Genomic DNA, 19,018 nt, shown 5'->3' with positions numbered 1-19,018 from the left:
CCCGGCTGTTCCGGCGGCTACGATTACCCCATGGCCCCAGATTCCTCAGCGCTGCGTGATCTTGCCCGCGACCTCGGTGTCAGCACCCAGTACTGGGGCTGGGACGGCACCCTCAAGGACGTCGCCGACGACACCCTGCACGCGATCCTCGCCGCGCTCGGCGCGCCCGCGACCTCCGAGGAGGACATCGCGTCCGTGCGGCGTGAACGCGAGCGTGCCCCCTGGACGCGCACGCTCCCCCCGGTGACCGTGCTGCGCGAGGACCGCGCCACCACGGTGCCCGTCCATGTCGACCATGGCACCGCGGCGAGGCTGCACGTGCGGCTCGAGGACGGCGGCCGCCGCGACCTCGACCAGGCGGAGGACAACACCCCGCCCTTCGATCTCGACGGGACGCTGCGGGGTCGCGCGCGCTTCCACGTCCCGCTCGGGCTCCCGCTGGGCTGGCATCGCCTGGTCGCCGAGACGGCCCAGGGTCCGGTCGAGGCGGACCTCGTGATCACGCCCGCTCGGCTGACCGTCCACGCGGAATTCGCCTCCCGGCGCGCCTTCGGGATCCAGGCCCAGCTGTACTCGGTGCGCTCGGAGCGATCCTGGGGCATCGGCGATCTCGCGGATATGCGAGATCTCGCCGCGATCAGCGGCGCCCGCCATGGCGCGGACTTCCTGCTGATCAATCCGCTCCACGCCTCCTACCCGACCCCGCCGGTCGAGCCCTCCCCCTATCTGCCGGTCAGCCGGCGCTTCACCAGTGCGCTGTACCTGCGCATCGAGGACGTTCCCGAGCACCGGGAGCTCTCCGACTTCGCCCGTCAGCGGGTGCGCCTCCTGCGCGAGGAGGTGTCCAGCTGGAACGACCGCGTGGACCGCCTCGAACGCAACGACGTGCTGGCGGCGAAGCTGCAGGCTCTCGAGGAGCTGTTCGCGGTACCGCTGACCGCGGGGCGCCAGGCGCTCCTGGACGCCTACCGCGCCCGTGAGGGGCAGGGGCTGGAGGATTTCGCGCTGTGGTCCGCGATCGCGGAGTCGGTGCGCGGCACGGCCGACGAGGCCCGCCTGCAGAACCTCGATGAGGCCACCCTCGAGCAGGCCCGGTTCGAGCTGTCCGAGAGGATCGACTTCCATATCTGGACGCAATGGCTGCTGGACGAGCAGATGAGCGCCGCGCAGGGCGCGGCTCGCGACGCCGGGATGCGGATCGGGATCATGCACGACCTCGCCGTCGGGGTCGAGCAGATCGGCGCGGACTCCTGGCGCCTGCGCGAGGTGCTCGCCGGCGGCGTCGGCGTGGGCGCCCCAGCCGATCAGTACAACCAGCAGGGTCAGAACTGGCATCAGCCGCCCTGGCATCCCGAGCGGCTGCGGGACGCCGCCTATCGGCCGTGGCGGGACATGCTGCGCACCCTGATGCGCCACGCCGGAGCGCTGCGGATCGACCATGTGCTCGGGCTGTTCCGGCTGTGGTGGATCCCCGAGGGCCATGAGGCGGCCGACGGCGCCTATGTCTCCTACGACCATGAGGCGATGATCGGGATCCTCATCCTGGAGGCGCAGCGCTCGGGCACCCTCGTGGTCGGCGAGGACCTCGGCACCTTCGAACCGTGGGTGCGGGACTACCTCGTGGACCGCGGGATCCTGGGCACCTCGATCCTCTGGTTCGAGTACGACGGCGAGGGCCGCCCGCTGCGCGCCGAGGACTACCGGACCCTGTGCATGGCTTCGGTGAACACCCACGACCTGCCGCCCACGGCCGGCTATCTGGCGGGCGACCACGTCGCGCTGCGCCATGAGCTGGGACTGCTCGAGCGGGATCTGCCCGAGGAGCTCGAGGCCGACGCCACAGGTCGCGAACAGGTACTCGACGTGCTCCGCGGCGAAGGACTGCTCGAAGAGGGCGCGGATATCGAGCAGACCGTGCTGGCCCTGCACCGACATCTGGCGCGGACCCCCTCCATGCTGCTGGGAGTCTCGCTCGTGGACTGCGTGGGCGAGCGACGGATCCAGAACCAGCCGGGCACCGACGAGGAGTACCCGAACTGGCGGATCCCGCTGGCGGACGCGGGCGGCGCCCCGGTGTCGATCGACGACATCGCGACCGACGAGCGCACCGCGCGCCTGCTGGCGGCGGTGCGCGAGGGCATCAGCTCGCCGTGATCTGAGCCCACTCGGCCCGCTGGTCGAGGAACGCGCGGGCCGCGGCCTGCGCACCCTCGAGGTCGTGGTGGGCGCCCCAGCCGCACTGGACCTCATTGGCGGCGGGCACCTCGCTCGCCGTGAGCAGGTCCTGCAGCGTGGCCTCGAGGACCGGGGCGAAGCCCTCGGTCGAGTGATCGCCCACCAGCAGCACGTAGAAGCCGGTGCGGCAGCCCATCGGGGAGACGTCCAGGACGTCGGCGGAGTGGTTGCGCATGTGCTCGGCCATCATGTGCTCGAGCGAATGGACCGTCTCGGACTCGAGGTGGGCGACATTGGGCTGGGTGAAGCGCACGTCGAGCTTCGTCAGCACGTCACCGCCGGGCAGCTCCTTGCGGTCCGCGATGCGGAGGTAGGGCGCGGCGACGGTGCGGTGGTCGAGATTGAAGCTCTCGACGTTCATGCGGGGCTGCTCGGTCATCGGTGATGCTCCTTGGTGAGTCTGGTTCGGAGGGTTCGTTCATCGAGCTCGATCGTGGGAATCGATCACAGGGTTCGATCGCCGGAATTGATTTCAGGGATCGATCGTCGTGCAGGTCCGTGGGGCGGGCTCGCGCGCTCAGCGACTGGAGCGTGAGGTGCGGCCGCGGACCACGCCGACGAACTCCTGGCGCACCGGATCATCCGCCGCGCGCGGCCAGGCCAGGGCGATGCGTGAGGGTTCGGCATCCCGCAGCGGCCGGGAGACGGCATCCTTGCGGTGGTGGAGGCGGGCGAGCGAGAGGGGGACGCGGGTGAAGCCGACACCGGCGGCGACGACCGCGATCCGGTCTGCCGCGTCGTCGAGGTGGGTGGAACGAATCTCGGTCTCCCCCACCAGGTCCTCCTCGCCGACCTCGTCCAGCAGGCTGAGCTCATTGTCGCTGCTCACCATGATCGCGGCCCGCTCCTCCCACAGCGACACCAGGTGCAGCTCCTCGGCCACCAGCGGCAGGCGCACGAAGCACATGTCGACCTCCCCTGCCGTGAGCGCCGCGTGCTGGCGCGAGAGCGGGACGGGGATCAGCTCGAGCCAGGCGTCCCGGTGGCCGGACTTCCAGCGGCGCAGGAAACGATCGGGTTCGACGCCGGGCACGAAGCCGACGCGCAGGGGGGTGGTGTGCATCCCCCCAGCCTACGACCCGTCGGCCGGTACTCTCTGCTCCCGCTGGGCGCGGGCGAGGACTCGCAGCAGATCAGCGGTGAAGCGGCCGGGCATCTTGAGGTTCACCATGTGATCGCCGTAGGGAAGCACCTCCAGGCGACCCTGCGGGGCGGCGGCGGCGAGGCTCCGCTCATGCGCGCGCAGGTGATCGCCCCGACCGTGCAGGAAGGTGACCGGAGCATCGATCCGGCGCAGATCCTCATGCAGATCCAAGGAGGCGACAGCGGCGAAGGCGGGGGCGACCACGGAGCCGTCTGCACGGCCCCCGCGCAGGTAGGCGCGAGTCCCGTCCTGCCCGAGTATCCAGGTGAAGGGGTGACCGTGCAGGCCGGTGCGCATTCCCGGCACGAGATCCGTGCCCCGGATCAGGGCCCCGTACAGGCGGGCTCCGCGCGGGCCCGGCTGGAGCGCCGCCCCGCACGCGGTGAGCGAGCCGAGCGCTCCGGGGACGGCGGAGAGGTTCGCGGCCGCGTGGATCGCGAGCATGCCGCCGAGGGAGCTGCCCACCAGGTGCACGCGCTCACCGGAATGCTCATGGCTGTGGAGGACCGCCTCCTGGATCGCTGCCATCGCGTATCCGAGCGTGAACGGCTCACCGCGGCGAGTGCCGTGCCCGGGCAGGTCCGGGGTGTCCACCTGATGCCCCGCAGCGCGCAGGGAGGGCAGCTGGAGATCCCACTGGCTGCGCGACGTGCGGGTGCCGTGGACAAGGACCACCGGCCAGGGAGCGGTCAGCAGCGCCCCACCAACAGCGCCATCCAGCACGGCGTCATCCAGCACGCCCTCGTCGTCTGAGTTCACCCCATCACGGTTCACGCCATCACGCTCGCCCGCGCGGAGCGGTCCAGCAGCTTCGCGAACCGCTTCGGGCGGGAGAGGTTCGCGATATGGCCGGCGTCCGAGAGGATCACCAGCTCGGCATCCCGGGCGGTCTCGACGAAGAGGGCTTCGTGGCGTCGGAACGGATCGTGCTCGCCGTTGATGAAGGTGATCGGCACGTCGATCTCCGCGATATCGGCGAGCAGATCAAGACCGCCGATGAGCCGCACCACGGCGCGGACCACCCCGTGGGCGCGACCACCGCCGTAATACCGCCTGGACGCCTTGCGGGTGTGGCGGCGGGCGAAAGAGCGGGCGACCCGAGCGTCGGAATCCCCGGGCAACCAGTCCTTCATCGAGATCCACAGCCCGTAGAGGCGGGCGGTCGCAGGTCCGGGCACGATCGTGCAGTCCGCCGCGACCACCCCGGCCAGCCGGCCCGGATGGGTGCCGGCCCAGTGCAGGGTCAGGTAGCCGCCGAGGGACAGCCCGACCAGCAGCGGAGGCTGCGCACACGCAGTGACGGCCTCCTCGATCGTCGCCAGCGCGCCCTCGAGGGTGAACCTCTCGTCGCGCCGACGCCCATGCCCGGGCAGATCCGGGGCGATCACCTCATAGCCGCGCTCACGCAGCCGACGCACCTGCCCCTTCCACATCGTCCGTGAGGAGCGGATGGCATGGATCAGCACGATGCTCTGCGTCATGGACGACCTCTCCCCCGCTCAGCCCTGCCCCGACCTGCCCTGCCGCTGGATCCTCCCAGACCTCAGCGTAGCGGCCGGCGTGGCGGCCGACGTGGCGGAGATCAAGATCCCGGGTCATCCGGTCAGATCGGCACCGATAGCCTTCGCCCATGCCCAGCTTTCGCATGCACGTTCCCATCGGGACGCTCCACCCCGGATGCTCCCCCGCCGATGTCATGGAGCAGGCGGTGCTCGCACTCGGCACCCTGCACGTGGTCGAGCAGAAAGAGGTGGAGGCACCGCTGGTGAGCGGCCGACGGGTCGGGCGGGTGGCACTGCGCTTCGCAGTGGACGCCACAGTTCGCAGCACCGAGGATGCCGCAGCGCGCCACGCCCTCGCCGTCGTCATCGAGCACCTCGAAGACACCGCCGCACGCGTGGCCCCGGGCAGCGCCGTGGTGCTCACCCGGGGCATCGGCGGCCGGTTCCGACCCATCCCCACGATGCAGCGGCTGCGATGAATCCCTGACGCCATCCTGAGCCCTCCTGCTGACGCTGCTTCCTCCCTATCCGTCGGCGGGCTGCGGAGCCCGCGCCTCGTCGTCCAGCTCGCGGGCAAGGGCATCTGCCTGATCGCACAGGTCCGCGCCGTCGGTCCCGGAACAGGTCTCGCCGAGCAGCTCGAGCAGCATCCCCGCGGGGATGTCCGTCCGCTCGTGCATCGGGCTGATCGCGCTGACGGTCCACTCCATGGACGTCGCCCCGGGCAGGGACGCCTGGACCAGCTCCTCGGCCTGCGGCTTCGCCGCGACATGCCGCGGGACGATGGCGATGCCGAGGCCACGCCCGACCAGGTCGAGCAGCGTGTGGACGTCGTTGACGCTGCAGCGCACCCGGCGGGAGACCCCGTGCGCGGCCAGCGACTCGTCGTTCAGGGTGCGCACGCCCCAGGAGGCCCCGAAGTCCACGAACGCCTGACCGTCCAGCAGCTCCCAGCTGAGCTCTGCATGGGTGGCCAGCGGATGGCCAGGAGGCAGGAGCACCACGAGCGGCTCGTGACCCAGCGGCAGATGTCGCACCGCCCCCAGATGCCGACTGGTCGCGACGAAGGCGACATCGAGGTGCCCGGTGCGCACGGCGTCGACCAGTTCGTGGGAGCCGGACTGGACGAACTCGGTCTCCACCAGGGGGTAGCGGCGGTGGAAGCGCTCGAGGAGAGCGGAGACGTCCACGAGGCCGAGGCACTGCTCGGCACCGATCCGCAGGGAGCCGGTGACGGTGCGGCTGACCCGGACCACGGCGTCACGGGCCCGGGCCGCCTCATCGAGGATCGCCCGGGCGTGCGGGACCAGTGCAGAGCCCGCGGGAGTGGGCTCGACCCGGCGGGTGGTGCGATCGAAGAGCGGCGTGCCGAGCTCCGCCTCGAGGCTGCGGATCGCTGAGGACAGGCCCGATTGGGAGATGCCCGCGAGGTCTGCGGCGCGCGTGAAGTGCCGCTCCTCGGCGAGGGCGACCACATATTCCATCTGGCGAAGCTCCATTGACCACTCCTGCTTCTCAATGCCATCGACGCGAGCTGTTGGACGTGTAGATTACGCGCTTCTAGTCTGTCCTGAATGACATCAGTTCCCACCCTCACCCTGAACTCCGGCCACCACATCCCCCAGCTCGGCTACGGGGTCTTCAAGGTCCCGCCGGCGGAGGCCGAGGGCGCGGTGAGCACCGCGCTGGAGCTCGGCTACCGGCACATCGACACCGCCGCGATCTACGGCAATGAGGAAGGCGTCGGCGCGGCGATCGCCCGCAGCGGCATCCCACGGGACGAGCTGTTCGTGACCACCAAGCTGTGGAACGACCAGCAGGCGGGCGAGGCCCCGCACGACGCGATCCGCACCAGCCTGGAGAAGCTGGGCCTGGAGCACGTGGACCTGTATCTCACGCACTGGCCGACCCCCGAGAAGGACACCTTCTCGAACGCCTGGGAGAAGCTCATCGAGATCCGTGATGCAGGGCTGTCCCGCTCCATCGGCGTCTCGAACCATCTGCCCGAGCATCTGGACCGCATCGTCAAGGACACGGGAGTCGTCCCCGCGGTCGACCAGATCGAGCTGCACCCGGCCCATCAGCAGAGCGAGATCCTCACGTGGGCGGCAGAGCACGGCATGCACATCGAGTCCTGGGGCCCGCTGGGGCAGGGCAAGTACCCTCTGTTCGAGGCACCAGCCGTCGCTGCGGCGGCGGCATCTCATGAGGTATCGCCCGCACAGGTGGTGCTCCGCTGGCACCTTCAGCGCGGCATCATCGTCTTCCCGAAGTCCGTGCACCGTGAACGCATGTCCCAGAACCTCGACGTGTTCGGCTTCGAGCTCACCGCCGACGAGGTCGCGAAGATCGACGCACTCGATCCTCGTGACGGCTCCGGGCGCGTCGGCGGCCACCCGCTCGAGGTCAACTGACCGCCCGCGCCACCGTCCACGACCACGATCTCGACCTCGACCTCGACCTCGACCTCGACCACCAGAAGAATCGACAGGATCTCCACCATGAAGACCTTCACCATGCCGGGCACGGATATCACCGCGCCCAACGTGACCCTGGGGCTGATGCGCATCCAGGACAAGACCGATGACGAGGTGCGGACCCTGATCCGCACCGCGCGAGAGGCCGGCATCAGCTTCCTCGATCATGCGGACGTCTACGGCTCCGAGGTGCACGGTTGCGAACGTCGCTTCGCCGAGGCCCTGCAGCTCTCCGCGAGCGAGCGCGCCGACTGGGTGATCCAGACCAAGGCCGGGATCGTGCCCTCAGGGCCCTACTTCGACTTCTCCTACGAGCACATCATCGAATCCGTCGAAGGATCGCTGAAGGCGCTGGGGACCGACTACATCGACATCCTGCTCCTGCACCGGCCGGATGCGCTGGTGGAGCCGGAGGAGGTCGCCCGGGCCTTCGACGAGCTCGAGGCCGCGGGCAAGGTCCGTGCCTTCGGGGTCTCCAACCACACGCCTCGCCAGATCGATCTGCTGCGCAAGCATGTGCGTCAGCCGATCGTGGCCAATCAGGTGCAGCTGTCGATCACGCACTCACCGCTGATCGCCCAGGGAGTGGCGGCCAACATGCAGGGGCTCGATCAGTCGATCACCCGCGACGACGGCCTGATCGACTACTGCCGCCTCCACGACATCACGCTGCAGGCGTGGTCGCCGTTCCAGGCCGGATTCTTCAACGGACCGTTCCTCGGCTCCCCGGACTATCCGGAGCTGAACCAGGTCATCGATCGGCTGGCGGCGAAGTACGACGTCCCCGCGATCGCGATCGCCGTCGCCTGGATCACGCGTCATCCCGCCCAGATGCAGGTCGTCCTCGGCACCACCACCCCGCAGCGGGTGGCCGACGCCGCGCTCGGTTCCGAGGTCCCGCTGGAGCGCTCGGAGTGGTACGAGCTGTTCCGCGCGGCCGGGTACACGGTTCCCTGATTCCGAACGACCTCAGCGCGAACCTCGGCGCGAACACAGAACCGCCCTTCCGGCTCTTGCCGGAAGGGCGGTTGTGGTCTCTGACCTGTGGTGGAGCTAGGGGGATTCGAACCCCCGACCTTCTCATTGCGAACGAGACGCGCTACCAACTGCGCCATAGCCCCCTGTCGCTGAGCGACTACGACAGATTAGCATCGCCTCCGCGGTGCTGTCGCATCGTGTTCGACGCCTTGACGAAGGTCACAGCAGAGATCTCAGCGATGTTCGCAGCGTCCGCCCGGCGCGCTCCGCCGAGCTCACCGCAGGGCGTCGCGCAGCTCCTGGAGCTCCTCCTGCACGGTGTCGAGCACCGTGAGGCGCTCCTGCCCGGTGCAGGCCACATAGGCGGGCTGCAAGTGGTCGGGACGCACCACCCCGCCCTCGCCGGGCCAGGTGCGCAGCGAGCCTCCGGCGCGGCGCAGGATGTGGAAGCCGGCCGCCACGTCCCAGGAGTTGATCGCGGTCAGGGCCGTCGCATCCGCCCATCCGGCGGCGACGTAGGCGAGCTCGAGCGCCGCCGAGCCGAGGTGCCGCACCGCGGAGACCTCATCCTCGAGGGAGCGGAGGGCGCGTGCTGCATAGTCGGGGAACCGGGCGCCGACCCGCTGGCCGGGGAACCCTGCGAGCACCAGGGCATCGGGCGCGGGCCGGGTGGCGCGCGGGCGCAGCACGCGACCGTTCAGGGTGGCGTCGCCGTCGGCCGCGGCGAACACCTGGCCGAGCACCGGGGCGTCGATCACACCGGCGACCAGCTCGTCACCGATGGTCACGCCGATCGAGATGCAGAACAGCGGCAGGCCGGCGGCGAAGTTGCTGGTGCCGTCGATGGGGTCGACGTAGAAGCTGACCACCGGCTCCGCACCCTCGGCACCCGCGGCGGGCTGCTCGGCGGGGCGCTCCCCGCCCTCCTCGCCGACGATCCGGGCGGTGGGCAGCAGCCGTCGCAGCTCGGAGACGATGATCTCCTCGCTGGCCCGATCGTGCTCGGTGACGATGTCGTGGCTGGAGGTCTTGTACTCGCGGGCGAGACCGTCGCGGTCCAGTCCGCGGATGTACTCGGCGGCAGCGAAGGCCGCGGCGGTCGCGATATCCAGCAGATGCGAGGGAGAGGGGACGGAGTCGGACGGAGTGCGGGACGCGGTGGTGTTCATCAGCGCCAGGCTAGCCCGGACCGTCGGCCCTGGGGCTTTCGCCTGCGGTGCGGACATTCCTGGGGTCGACCTGGTCAGATTCCGGGTCGCTCCGTGAGCACAAGCCGCAGAGAGCGCGTCGTCAGCAGCCTGTCCGGGTCGGCGACGCGACGCACGGCCCGGAAGTCCTCGAAGCGGCGGCCCGCCGAATCATCAGGCCCGTCGGCGGGCGAGGATCTCGTCGAGGTGCAGGTCCTGAGCGGGTGCGAAGTTCTCCTCGACAGCTTCGAGCTCCTCGACCTGTGCCCCCTCGAACGGCACCGTGGTGGCCAGGATGCTCTGTCGGTGGGCAGCATGGCGGGTGGCGAGGTCGTCCACCTCGCCGCGCAGCGCGTAGGTCGGGCGGGGCACGGGTCGTGGGGTCCACTCCCCCGGCCGGGTGGTCTGCCGGAGAGCCCGCTCGGCGGCATCTTCGAGCGGGGTGCTCTCGGTCGGTGCCGCAGCCTCCGCGGGCTCGACGGCGTCGGCCACCGCTGCCGGGTTGGTCGAGCTGTCCACTGCGGTCGCACGGCGCCGGGCGGTCTCCTGCTCGGCCCGCTGCCGGCGGGCTCGGGTCGCGGCAAGGGTCTGTCGAGACCTCCGCTCCAGCTCGCTGCGCCGCAGCCCCAGCAGATAGATCGCGGTGCCGATCAGTGCGACCACCGGCAGCCACCAGGTGACGGTCTGGGTGACGGCGAGGCCGACCAGCACCGCGGTGGCCAGGAGCATCCCACCCAGCAGCACTCGCAGCAGACGGCGGGAGCGGGCACGCTCCTGGACGGCGTCGATGCGGGTGCCCGGATCGGTATCGAAGCGGGGACGGCGCGTGGGATCAGCGGGGCGCAGGAGCAGGCGGTCCTGGGACATGGGCGGGTTCACCTCGGTAGGCGTGCGGCGGGCGTGGACGGCCGCGGAGAGGTCCCGCGCCTGGGAGGTCATCTCAGCCTCGTCCGCGGCATGGGCACGGCCCATCACCTCACGACGGCTCGCGGTGCGGGGCAGGGCATAGGCCAGCCACAGCAGCAGCAGGATGCCGAAGAGGACGGCTCCGAGATTGATGGACTCCACACCCACACAGTAATGACAGGACTGTGATTCCCCTGGTCACGTGGCGGGCGTGTCGTAAGGAAACTCTCGTCGAAGTCGTCTCAGCACCCCGTGGCCGTCATCGCCCGTGGCCACTTCCTCCGCGGTGAGGGCGAAGACGAGGTGATCTCGCCACGTGCCGTCGACGTGGATCGCCGCGCGCCGCATCCCCTCCGGCCGCAGGTGCAGCTTCTCGACCACCCGCAGGCTCGCCGTGTTCTCCGGTCGCACCGTGACCTCGACGCGATGCAGGCCGAGCTCGGCGAAGAGGTGGTCGATGACCAGAGCCACCGCCCGCGGCACCAGGCCGCGCCCCGCCGCCTCGCGGTCGATCCAGTACCCGAGCACTGCAGAGCGCACGGCACCGTACTGGATCGGGCCGGCGGTGATCTGCCCGATCACGGCGCCGCCCCGGAGCGTGATCGCGAGCGGCAGATGGGTCCCCAGCCGTGCCTGCTCTTCATTCCAGCGCCGCAGGGTGCGGAAGTCGATCGAGGCCCTGCCGCGTTCAGGATCGCTCGCATCCCAGGGCCGCAGCCAGCCGGCATTGCGCTCCCGCAGCCGGTCGAAGTCGGTGCGGTCGCTCCGCCGCAGGGGTCGCAGGGTCAGCTCCCCGTCGTGCAGGGCCAGCGGCCACACGTGAACCATCGCGCCATCGTAGTCGGCGGCACCACACCAAAGCTCCATCCCCGGGAGAGGCGTATGCATCCCGGGAGAGGCATATGGGAGCCTGTCCACATGGATCCAGAGACGATGGCGTCGAAGAAGCGGGAGCTGCGTCGGCAGCTGCGGGCCCAGCGGGCCGCGACCTATGCGGGCGAGCACGGTGCGTCCCGACGAGCCCGCGAGGCTCAGCAGCTGCTCGAGCACGCCTCCCCCCTGATCGCCTCCGTCGAGGCGGCCGTGGCCGCCGCGCGCGCAGCAGGGACGGCCATGCCGCTGGTCGCCGCCTATCACCCCACCCCCACCGAAGCCGATGTGATGCTGCTCGCCCACCGGCTCGCGCAGGCAGGGGCCCGCCTGGTCTTCCCCGCCGCCGAGGCGGGCACCGAGCTCGAATGGATCGCCTGGGACGGAGTCTCCGACTTCCAGGACTCGCCCGGACGCGGCTTCGGCAAGGAGCCGCGTGGTGAGCGCCTGGGCACCGGCGCGCTCCACGAGGTGATGCTGGTGCTCGCCCCTGCCGTGGCGGTGGACCGCTCGGCGACGCGGATCGGTCACGGGGCGGGTTACTACGACCGCGCACTGACCACGATCCCGGAGGGTGCACAGGTGGTGGCGGTGATCCACCCGAACGAGCTGCTCGAGGAGGGAGCGCTGGTGCGCGGAGAGCATGATGTGCCGATCTCGCGCGTGCTCACCGCCGACGGGCTGGTCTCGCTGATCACGTCCGAGAGCGCCTGAGGGCTCTGCAGTCGTAAGATGGTCGGCGGCCGGCCCCGTGCGCCGACCCGTCCCCATCGATCATCCCGGAGGATCCCGCGTGCCCACGTACGTCTATGCCTGCAAGAGCTGCGCGCACCGTTTCGAGCAGTACCAGAGCTTCAGCGAAGATTCCCTGGTGACCTGTCCCGAGTGCGCCCAGGATGCGCTGCGCAAGGTCTTCGACTCGGTCGGCATCGTCTTCAAGGGATCGGGCTTCTATTCGACCGACTCCCAGACCGCGGGCGCCTCCACCGCCTCCACGGGCTCCTCGAACTCCTCGGGCTCCTCCGAGGGCACCTCCTCGGACTCCTCCGCGCCTGCCGCCGCTGAGCCGAGCACCCCCTCCGCACCGACCGCGCCGTCGAGCACCAGTCCCCAGCCGGTCGCCGCCGCCTCCTGAGCGCGCGCTCCATCACCGAGCGCGGGTCCGGGCAGAGGTGCTCAGCGCACCTCGCCTGCGACCGTTCCTCCCCACCGGGAGGTCATCCACCGCGAGACCTCCCGCACTCCGCGACGACGGTCAACGGCCTAGCGTCCAGGCATGCTCTCCCGACTCCGCCATCACCTGCCGCATTGGCGCCGTGCACTCCGCCGCCGGCGACGCCTCCTGGCGCTGCTGGCGCTCGCGGTGGCGGTCACGGCGGTGCTGCCCTCTTTCCTGCCTCCCTCGATCCAAGGAGTCCAAGTGATCGTCGCGGACGAGGACCTGCCGGTCGGGACGGTGCTGGGACCCGAGCATCTGCGCACGGTGCGCACCGCAGTGGAACTGGTGCCCGCCGAGGCACCGACCTCGGCCGAGCAGGTGGTCGGCCGCGCCATCACCCATCCTGTTCCCGCCGGCACCCCGCTCCTGGACCCCTTCCTCGCGGGGGACGGGCAGCCTGCCCTTCCTGACGGGGCGGTGCTGATGGTGGTGCCCGTCCCCGACCTGCTGGCACCGCATCTGAGCCCGGGGACCACGATCGAGCTGCTTCCCATCGACCCCGCCCTGGGCTCTTCCCAGGGCATCTCCGCACAGGTGCTCGAAGCAGCCACGACGGCCACCTCCACCGCCGCGCTGGGCAGTGCGGGCACCGGCTCGACCCAGATCCTGGTGGCCGTGGACCGTTCCCGTTCAGGAGAACTGGCTCACGCTCTCGGCGCGGGCGCCGTCATGGTCTCGGTGATCGGCTAGAGTCCGTGCGGAACCGCTACGGCGGCTCCTCCCTACCCCCGAACCGATAAGGATGACCCCATGAAGGGTTTCAAGAACTTCGTCATGCAGGGCAACGTCATCGACCTGGCGGTCGGTGTCGTCATCGGCAGCGCCTTCACCGCTCTGATCGGCGCTTTCGTCGCCAACCTGATCCAGCCGGTGATCAACGTCTTCGGCGGCACCAACGTCAACGGACTCTCGTTCAAGATCATCAGCGCCAATGAGGCCACCCGGGTGGACATCGGTGCTGTCCTCTCCGCGGTCATCGCCTTCCTGATCACGGCGGCGGTCGTCTACTTCGTCTTCGTGCTGCCGATCTCCAGCGCACGCAGGCTCGATCGCAAGCGTCGTGGCCTGCCTGAGGAGGAGGAGACTGCGGTGTCCGAGGACATCGTCCTGCTCACCGAGATCCGTGATGCGCTCACCGCGCAGCGCGGTGGCCCGGTCCAGCCCGGCGGCACCACGCCGCAGGTCTGATTCCTATGAGCGGTGCCTCGGCACCTTCGACCATCGGCGCGGGTCAGGACCACCAGGTCCCGGCCCGCGCCGTTCGTGGCGCCTCCCCCGCCGCGCCGTCGCCGGATGCCCTCTCCTCGCCCGTCGATGATGCCTCGATCGAGGCAGTCATCGCCTGGTTCGCACGCAGCGGCCGTGATCTCCCCTGGCGTCATCAGGGGGTCTCTGCCTGGGCGATCCTGGTCTCCGAGGTGATGCTCCAGCAGACCCCGGTGGTCCGGGTGCTGCCACGATGGCAGGAGTGGATGAGCTGCTGGCCCACACCGGCAGACCTCGCCGATGCCCCGACCGCCGAGGTGCTGCGCCGCTGGGATCGGCTGGGCTATCCCCGGCGGGCGCTGCGGTTGCAGGAGTGCGCTCGCGCGATCGTGCGCGAGCACGGCGGGGAGGTGCCTGAAGGGGAGGAGACGCTGCGTACCCTGCCGGGGGTCGGCGAGTACACCGCCGCTGCAGTCACCGCCTTCGCGCATCACCGTCGGGCGGTGGTGGTGGACACCAACATCCGGCGCGTGCTGACCCGCTCCCGTCGGGGCCGGGCGCTGCCGGATCGTTCCTACAGCGCGGCCGAGCGCAGCCTCGCCGCCCGCAGCCTCCCCGTCCAGCAGGAGCGCTCCGTCGCCTGGAACCAGGCGGTGATGGAGCTGGGGGCACTGGTCTGCACCGCGCGGTCACCGCGCTGCGAGGAATGCCCGCTGGCTGCGGAGGGCTGCGCATGGCTGGCCGCCGGACGCCCCGCACCGGAGGCGGACACCCGACGTCGCCAAGCCTTCGAGGGCACGGATCGTCAGATGCGGGGCTTGATCATGGCTCTGCTGCGAGGGGACGGGATCGCGAACGAGATGCAGCTGCTCGCCCTGGATCCTGAGGACTCGGCTCGTGTCCAGCGCTGCACCGAGTCGCTGATCGCCGACGGGCTCGCGGTCCGCGAGGGCGAGAGTCTGCATCTGCCCTGAGGGACGGGGACGCCTGGAGCTCAGTCGCCTCGGTCGAGCAGCTTGATCATCCGTGTGTTCCCGAGGGTGTTGGGCTTGACCCGGGCGAGATCGAGGAACTCCGCGATCCCCTCGTCGAGCGAGCGGAGCAGCTGGTTGTAGAGCTCGGGGTCCACGCTCTCGCTCATCACCTCGAAGCCGTGGCGGGCGAAGAACTCCACCTCGAAGGTCAGGCAGAACACCCTCTGCAACCCGAGCTGGAGGGCACGCTCGAGCAGGGCCTCCAGCAGCCGGTGGCCGAGACCGGTTCCTCGCTGGTCGTCATGGACGGCCAGGGTGCGCACTTCCGCGAGGTCCTCCCACATCACGTGGAGGGCACCGCATCCGATCACCCGGCCCTGCTCGTCGGTCGCGACCAGGAACTCCTGGATCGACTCGTAGTAGGAGACGAGGTCCTTGCCCAGCAGCACTCCGGTATGGGTCATGGGTTCGACCAGGGAGTTGATCGCACGCACGTCGGCGGGCAGGGCGGGGCGGATGCTGATGCTCATGCGGGGCTCTCCTCGCCTCGGGCTGCACTTGGAGATTCGGCGCTGACGATCACCGGTTCGCCGTGCGGCAGGCCGGGGCGGGGCTGCGTGAGCGCGGGATCCGGGTCAGCGGGACCCTGGACGCCACGCTGCTGGATCGGGTCGTGCTCCGCTCTCGAACGCTCGGTTTCGGTGTGCCCGGCGTCGGAGTGTTCGACGTCGGGGCGCTCGGCTGCAGGGTGCTCGCCGCTGGAGAGCGTTGCTGCGCTCTGCTGGTCAGCAGGCTCCTCGATCGCGGATTCCTGGGTGGGGGATCCCTCCTCATGCATGGCGTCCTGCTCCGAGATCCCCTCGGCCTCGCGGCGTTCCGCTCGGCGGTCCAGCACCCGGTGCACCGCGGTGATCAGCCGCTCGACGAGCAGCGCCATGACCACTGCGGCGATCAGCGCCACCGTGATTCCCAGCAGGTGGTTATCTTCGAACCAGGCGCCGGCGAGGGCCCCGATCGCACAGGAGTACACAGCCCAGACGAAGGTGGACAGCAGCGAGCGGGGCCAGAATTCCCGGTGGGGGTAGCGCACTGCACCGGCGACGAGGTTGACGGCTGTACGGCCGAAGGGGATGTAGCGGGCGGTCATGAGGAAGACCAGGGCTCGCTTCTGCAGGCCGCGGTCAGCGGCTTCGACGGCAGCGCGCCCCTTGCCCTCGCGCAGGAACGTGAAACGCTCGTAACCGATCCTGTTGCCGAGCAGGTAGCCGAGGTTGTCCCCCGTCCATGCTCCGATCCAGGCGGCGAGGCCGATCAGGATGATCGATGGCTTTCCCGAGCTCGACCAGAGCGAGGAGAGGGTGACGATCGTCGATTCGCTGGGCACCGATGGGAAGAAGCCGTCGAACGCGGCGAATCCGTACACCACGAAATAGACCCACCAGGCATCGGCAAGCGTCAGAATCCAGGATTCCAGCTGGCCGGTCAACGACAGCATCCAGTCGATCACGTGAGCTATCGGTCCTCTCCATGGGACACCGCGGTCAGCCGCTCCGGAGCAGCAGGTCTCACGGGCCGTCCGTCCCGGCCGCACTCAGTGTGCTTCCGAGCTCTGGACGCGCCGCCGAGGTCGACGGTGCGCTTCAGCGGTGCCGACCCCTGCCCGAAGGGGTGGGGCCGGCACCAGCAGTGATCAGGCGCTGGCTTCCGCGCTGTCCGTGCCCGGGACATCCGAGCCTTCGGTCTGGGTCACGACGTCCGCGCGAGCCTGGGTCATCGACTCGAGGTCGACGACCTCGGAGATCGGTTCCAGAGAGCCGTTCTCGCCACGGCGGGTGAAGGTGAGCTCGCCGAGCAGGCCCTCTCCCTCGGCGTCGACCACGATCTCGTCGCCTACCTGGATCTGACCGAACAAAATCCGCTCGGAGAGCGTGTCCTCGATATCGCGCTGGATCGTACGACGCAGCGGCCGCGCACCGAGCACGGGGTCGTACCCCTTCTCGGCCAGCAGACCCTTGGCCCCCGTCGTGAGGCTGAGCGACATGTCCTTGTCCTGGAGGCGCTTCTGGAGCTTGGCGATCTCCAGGTCGACGATCTGGACGATCTCCCGCATCGAGAGCTGCGGGAAGACCACGACATCGTCGACACGGTTGAGGAACTCAGGCTTGAAATGCTGCTTGAGCTCCTCGTGGACCTTCGACTTCATCCGCTCGTAGTCGGTGGAGAGGTCGCCGCCCGCGGTGAAGCCCAGGGACACGCCCTTGGCGATGTCGCGGGTGCCGAGGTTGGTGGTCATGATGATGATCGTGTTCTTGAAGTCCACGACCCGACCCTGGGAGTCGGTGAGACGACCGTCCTCGAGGATCTGCAGCAGCGAGTTGAAGATGTCCACATGAGCCTTCTCCACCTCGTCGAAGAGCACCACGGAGAACGGCTTGCGCCGCACCTTCTCGGTGAGCTGGCCGCCCTCGTCGTAGCCGACATAACCGGGAGGCGAGCCGAACAGCCGCGAGGCGGTGTGCTTCTCACCGAACTCGGACATGTCGAGCTGGATCAACGACTCCTCGTCGCCGAAGAGGAACTCGGCCAGCGCCTTGGCCAGCTCGGTCTTGCCGACGCCCGTGGGCCCGGCGAAGATGAACGAACCGCCCGGGCGCTTGGGGTCCTTGAGCCCCGCACGGGTGCGACGGATCGCACGGGAGATGGCCTTGATGGCCTCGTTCTGCCCGATGACCCGCTTGTGCAGCTCGTCCTCCATATGGAGCAGCCGCGAGGACTCCTCCTCGGTGAGCTTCACGATCGGGATGCCCGTCGAGGCTGCCAGCACCTCGGCGATGACCTCTTCGCTGACCGTGGTGACGGCATCGGACTCGCCGTGGCGCCAGGCCTTCTCCTTCTCCTCGCGCTCCGACTTGAGCTTCTGCTCCTCATCCCGCAGGGAGGCGGCGAGCTCGAAGTCCTGCCCGTCGATCGCCTCCTCCTTCTTCTTGCGGGTCTCCTCGATGCGCGCGTCGAACTCCTTGAGCTCGGGGGGAGCGGTGAGACGACGAATGCGCAGACGGGCCCCGGCCTCGTCGATCAGGTCGATGGCCTTGTCCGGCAGGAAGCGGTCGTTGACGTAGCGGTCCGCGAGATTCGCGGCGGCCACCAGAGCGGCATCCGTGATCGTCACCTTGTGGTGTGCCTCGTAGCGATCGCGCAGACCCTTGAGGATCTCCACGGTGTGCGCCACCGAAGGCTCTTCCACCTGGATCGGCTGGAAGCGACGTTCGAGCGCCGCGTCCTTCTCGATGTGCTTGCGGTACTCGTCCAGGGTGGTCGCGCCGATGGTCTGCAGCTCGCCGCGCGCGAGCATCGGCTTGAGGATGCTGGCCGCGTCGATCGCGCCCTCGGCGGCACCCGCACCGACGAGCGTGTGGATCTCGTCGATGAACAGGATGATGTCGCCGCGGGTACGGATCTCCTTGAGCACCTTCTTCAGGCGTTCCTCGAAGTCACCGCGGTAGCGCGAGCCCGCGACCAGGGAGCCCAGATCCAAGGTGTAGATCTGCTTGTCCTTGAGGGTCTCAGGCACATCGCCAGCGACGACGGACTGCGCGAGCCCCTCGACCACGGCGCTCTTGCCGACACCCGGCTCACCGATCAGCACCGGGTTGTTCTTGGTCCGGCGGGAGAGCACCTGCATGACCCGCTCGGCCTCGTGCTCGCGGCCGATGACCGGGTCGAGCTTGCCCTCGCGGGCGGCCTGGGTGAGGTTGCGACCGAACTGGTCCAGCACCAGCGAGCCGGCGGGCTGCCCCTCGGCGGGACCGCCGGCGTTGGCCGGCTCCTTGCCCTGATAACCGGAGAGCCGCTCGATGACTTCCTGGCGCACGGCCGACGGCTCGGCCTTGAGACGGGAGAGCACCTTGACAGCGGTGCCTTCACCCTCGCGCAGCAGACCGAGCAGGATGTGCTCGGTGCCGATGTAGTTGTGCCCCAGCTGCAGCGCTTCGCGCAGGCTCAGCTCGAGGACCTTCTTCGCCCGCGGCGTGAAGGGGATGTGGCCGGAGGGCGTCTGATTGCCCTCGCCGATGATGTCGCGGACCTGCTCGCGCACGGCATCGAGGGTCACGCCGAGAGCTTCGAGGGCCTTGGCCCCGACGCCCTCGTTCTCATGAATGAGGCCCAGCAGGATGTGCTCGGTGCCGATGTAGTTGTGATTGAGCAGCCGTGCCTCGTCCTGCGCCAGGACAACGACGCGACGGGCGCGATCGGTGAAGCGTTCGAACATGGTCTCCCCCGTCCGGTGGTGTGATGGATCGAGACTACGCGGATCCGAGG

The 19,018-nt window shown here is 69.5% G+C and carries 20 protein-coding genes and 1 tRNA gene; 9 read left to right on the top strand and 12 right to left on the bottom strand.

What is annotated here, in order from left to right; all coding sequences use genetic code 11:
- The first annotated feature begins 30 nt into the window (after positions 1-30).
- The gene (malQ, locus tag Q0937_RS15945; RefSeq protein ID WP_299305708.1) at positions 31-2,154 is read left to right on the top strand and encodes a 4-alpha-glucanotransferase; all 2,124 of its coding nucleotides are present in this window, start codon (positions 31-33) and stop codon (positions 2,152-2,154) included.
- On the opposite strand, the gene Q0937_RS15940 is transcribed toward malQ, so the two are convergent.
- The 4 genes from Q0937_RS15940 to Q0937_RS15925 all read right to left on the bottom strand — a co-directional run bounded on the left by Q0937_RS15940 (position 2,141) and on the right by Q0937_RS15925 (position 4,860).
- Entirely contained in the window at positions 2,141-2,614 is a 474-nt protein-coding gene (locus Q0937_RS15940; protein WP_299305706.1) for an S-ribosylhomocysteine lyase, read from the bottom strand. The two genes, malQ and Q0937_RS15940, sit on opposite strands and share 14 nt — an antisense overlap.
- A gap of 138 nt (positions 2,615-2,752) precedes the next feature.
- A complete protein-coding gene (locus tag Q0937_RS15935; protein ID WP_299305704.1) occupies positions 2,753-3,298 on the bottom strand; it encodes a LysR substrate-binding domain-containing protein in 546 nt (181 codons plus the stop codon).
- A gap of 9 nt (positions 3,299-3,307) precedes the next feature.
- Positions 3,308-4,138 carry an alpha/beta fold hydrolase gene (locus Q0937_RS15930; protein ID WP_299305703.1) on the bottom strand — a complete coding sequence of 277 codons (831 nt, stop codon included), beginning with the start codon at positions 4,136-4,138 and terminating at the stop codon, positions 3,308-3,310.
- 11 nt (positions 4,139-4,149) lie between these two features.
- Positions 4,150-4,860 (bottom strand): alpha/beta fold hydrolase, encoded by a 711-nt coding sequence (locus tag Q0937_RS15925; protein ID WP_299305701.1) that lies wholly within the window; start codon positions 4,858-4,860, stop codon positions 4,150-4,152.
- 149 nt (positions 4,861-5,009) lie between these two features.
- Between Q0937_RS15925 and Q0937_RS15920 the strand changes: the two genes are divergently transcribed.
- Positions 5,010-5,360 carry a hypothetical protein gene (locus tag Q0937_RS15920; protein ID WP_299305700.1) on the top strand — a complete coding sequence of 117 codons (351 nt, stop codon included), beginning with the start codon at positions 5,010-5,012 and terminating at the stop codon, positions 5,358-5,360.
- A 45-nt stretch (positions 5,361-5,405) separates the two neighbouring features.
- Here the strand turns inward: Q0937_RS15920 and Q0937_RS15915 are convergent, their stop codons facing one another.
- Positions 5,406-6,380 (bottom strand): LysR family transcriptional regulator, encoded by a 975-nt coding sequence (locus tag Q0937_RS15915; protein WP_299305698.1) that lies wholly within the window; start codon positions 6,378-6,380, stop codon positions 5,406-5,408.
- Between the two features lie 75 nt (positions 6,381-6,455).
- Here Q0937_RS15915 and Q0937_RS15910 point away from each other — a divergent pair, with 75 nt between their 5' ends.
- Positions 6,456-7,295, top strand: coding sequence for an aldo/keto reductase (locus Q0937_RS15910; RefSeq protein ID WP_299305696.1), 840 nt, complete (start codon positions 6,456-6,458; stop codon positions 7,293-7,295).
- Positions 7,296-7,382: 87 nt separating this feature from the next.
- Positions 7,383-8,315, top strand: coding sequence for an aldo/keto reductase family oxidoreductase (locus tag Q0937_RS15905; protein ID WP_299305694.1), 933 nt, complete (start codon positions 7,383-7,385; stop codon positions 8,313-8,315).
- Positions 8,316-8,403: 88 nt separating this feature from the next.
- On the opposite strand, the gene Q0937_RS15900 is transcribed toward Q0937_RS15905, so the two are convergent.
- From Q0937_RS15900 to Q0937_RS15885, 4 genes are all read right to left on the bottom strand, one after another.
- Positions 8,404-8,479 (bottom strand) — tRNA-Ala (locus tag Q0937_RS15900).
- 132 nt (positions 8,480-8,611) lie between these two features.
- The gene (locus Q0937_RS15895) at positions 8,612-9,505 is read right to left on the bottom strand and encodes an inositol monophosphatase family protein (protein WP_299305692.1); all 894 of its coding nucleotides are present in this window, start codon (positions 9,503-9,505) and stop codon (positions 8,612-8,614) included.
- 192 nt (positions 9,506-9,697) lie between these two features.
- Entirely contained in the window at positions 9,698-10,591 is an 894-nt protein-coding gene (locus Q0937_RS15890; RefSeq protein WP_299305690.1) for a hypothetical protein, read from the bottom strand.
- Between the two features lie 36 nt (positions 10,592-10,627).
- The gene (locus tag Q0937_RS15885; protein WP_299305688.1) at positions 10,628-11,257 is read right to left on the bottom strand and encodes a GNAT family N-acetyltransferase; all 630 of its coding nucleotides are present in this window, start codon (positions 11,255-11,257) and stop codon (positions 10,628-10,630) included.
- Positions 11,258-11,347: 90 nt separating this feature from the next.
- Here Q0937_RS15885 and Q0937_RS15880 point away from each other — a divergent pair, with 90 nt between their 5' ends.
- The 5 genes from Q0937_RS15880 to Q0937_RS15860 all read left to right on the top strand — a co-directional run bounded on the left by Q0937_RS15880 (position 11,348) and on the right by Q0937_RS15860 (position 14,698).
- On the top strand, positions 11,348-12,013 hold the full coding sequence (locus tag Q0937_RS15880; protein WP_299305686.1) for a 5-formyltetrahydrofolate cyclo-ligase: 666 nt from the start codon (positions 11,348-11,350) through the stop codon (positions 12,011-12,013).
- Between the two features lie 79 nt (positions 12,014-12,092).
- Positions 12,093-12,434, top strand: coding sequence for an FmdB family zinc ribbon protein (locus Q0937_RS15875; protein WP_299305684.1), 342 nt, complete (start codon positions 12,093-12,095; stop codon positions 12,432-12,434).
- A gap of 141 nt (positions 12,435-12,575) precedes the next feature.
- Positions 12,576-13,208, top strand: coding sequence for an SAF domain-containing protein (locus Q0937_RS15870; protein ID WP_299305683.1), 633 nt, complete (start codon positions 12,576-12,578; stop codon positions 13,206-13,208).
- A 60-nt stretch (positions 13,209-13,268) separates the two neighbouring features.
- A complete protein-coding gene (gene mscL, locus Q0937_RS15865; protein ID WP_299305681.1) occupies positions 13,269-13,706 on the top strand; it encodes a large conductance mechanosensitive channel protein MscL in 438 nt (145 codons plus the stop codon).
- A 5-nt stretch (positions 13,707-13,711) separates the two neighbouring features.
- Positions 13,712-14,698, top strand: a complete 987-nt coding sequence (locus Q0937_RS15860) for an A/G-specific adenine glycosylase (RefSeq protein WP_299305679.1) — start codon at positions 13,712-13,714, stop codon at positions 14,696-14,698.
- 20 nt (positions 14,699-14,718) lie between these two features.
- Here Q0937_RS15860 and Q0937_RS15855 read toward each other — a convergent pair whose 3' ends face one another.
- From Q0937_RS15855 to Q0937_RS15845, 3 genes are all read right to left on the bottom strand, one after another.
- On the bottom strand, positions 14,719-15,228 hold the full coding sequence (locus tag Q0937_RS15855) for an amino-acid N-acetyltransferase (RefSeq protein ID WP_299305678.1): 510 nt from the start codon (positions 15,226-15,228) through the stop codon (positions 14,719-14,721).
- The gene (locus Q0937_RS15850) at positions 15,225-16,205 is read right to left on the bottom strand and encodes a DedA family protein (protein ID WP_299305676.1); all 981 of its coding nucleotides are present in this window, start codon (positions 16,203-16,205) and stop codon (positions 15,225-15,227) included. Before Q0937_RS15850 ends, Q0937_RS15855 begins: the two co-directional genes overlap by 4 nt.
- 183 nt (positions 16,206-16,388) lie before the next feature.
- On the bottom strand, positions 16,389-18,968 hold the full coding sequence (locus tag Q0937_RS15845) for an ATP-dependent Clp protease ATP-binding subunit (RefSeq protein WP_299305674.1): 2,580 nt from the start codon (positions 18,966-18,968) through the stop codon (positions 16,389-16,391).
- Positions 18,969-19,018 lie beyond the last annotated feature (50 nt).

It is taken from the genome of uncultured Brachybacterium sp. (assembly GCF_947500705.1).
Taxonomy (GTDB): Bacteria; Actinomycetota; Actinomycetes; order Actinomycetales; family Dermabacteraceae; genus Brachybacterium.
Note: the sequence above shows the minus strand (reverse complement) of the source record. Positions and strands in the feature narration are given on the sequence as shown.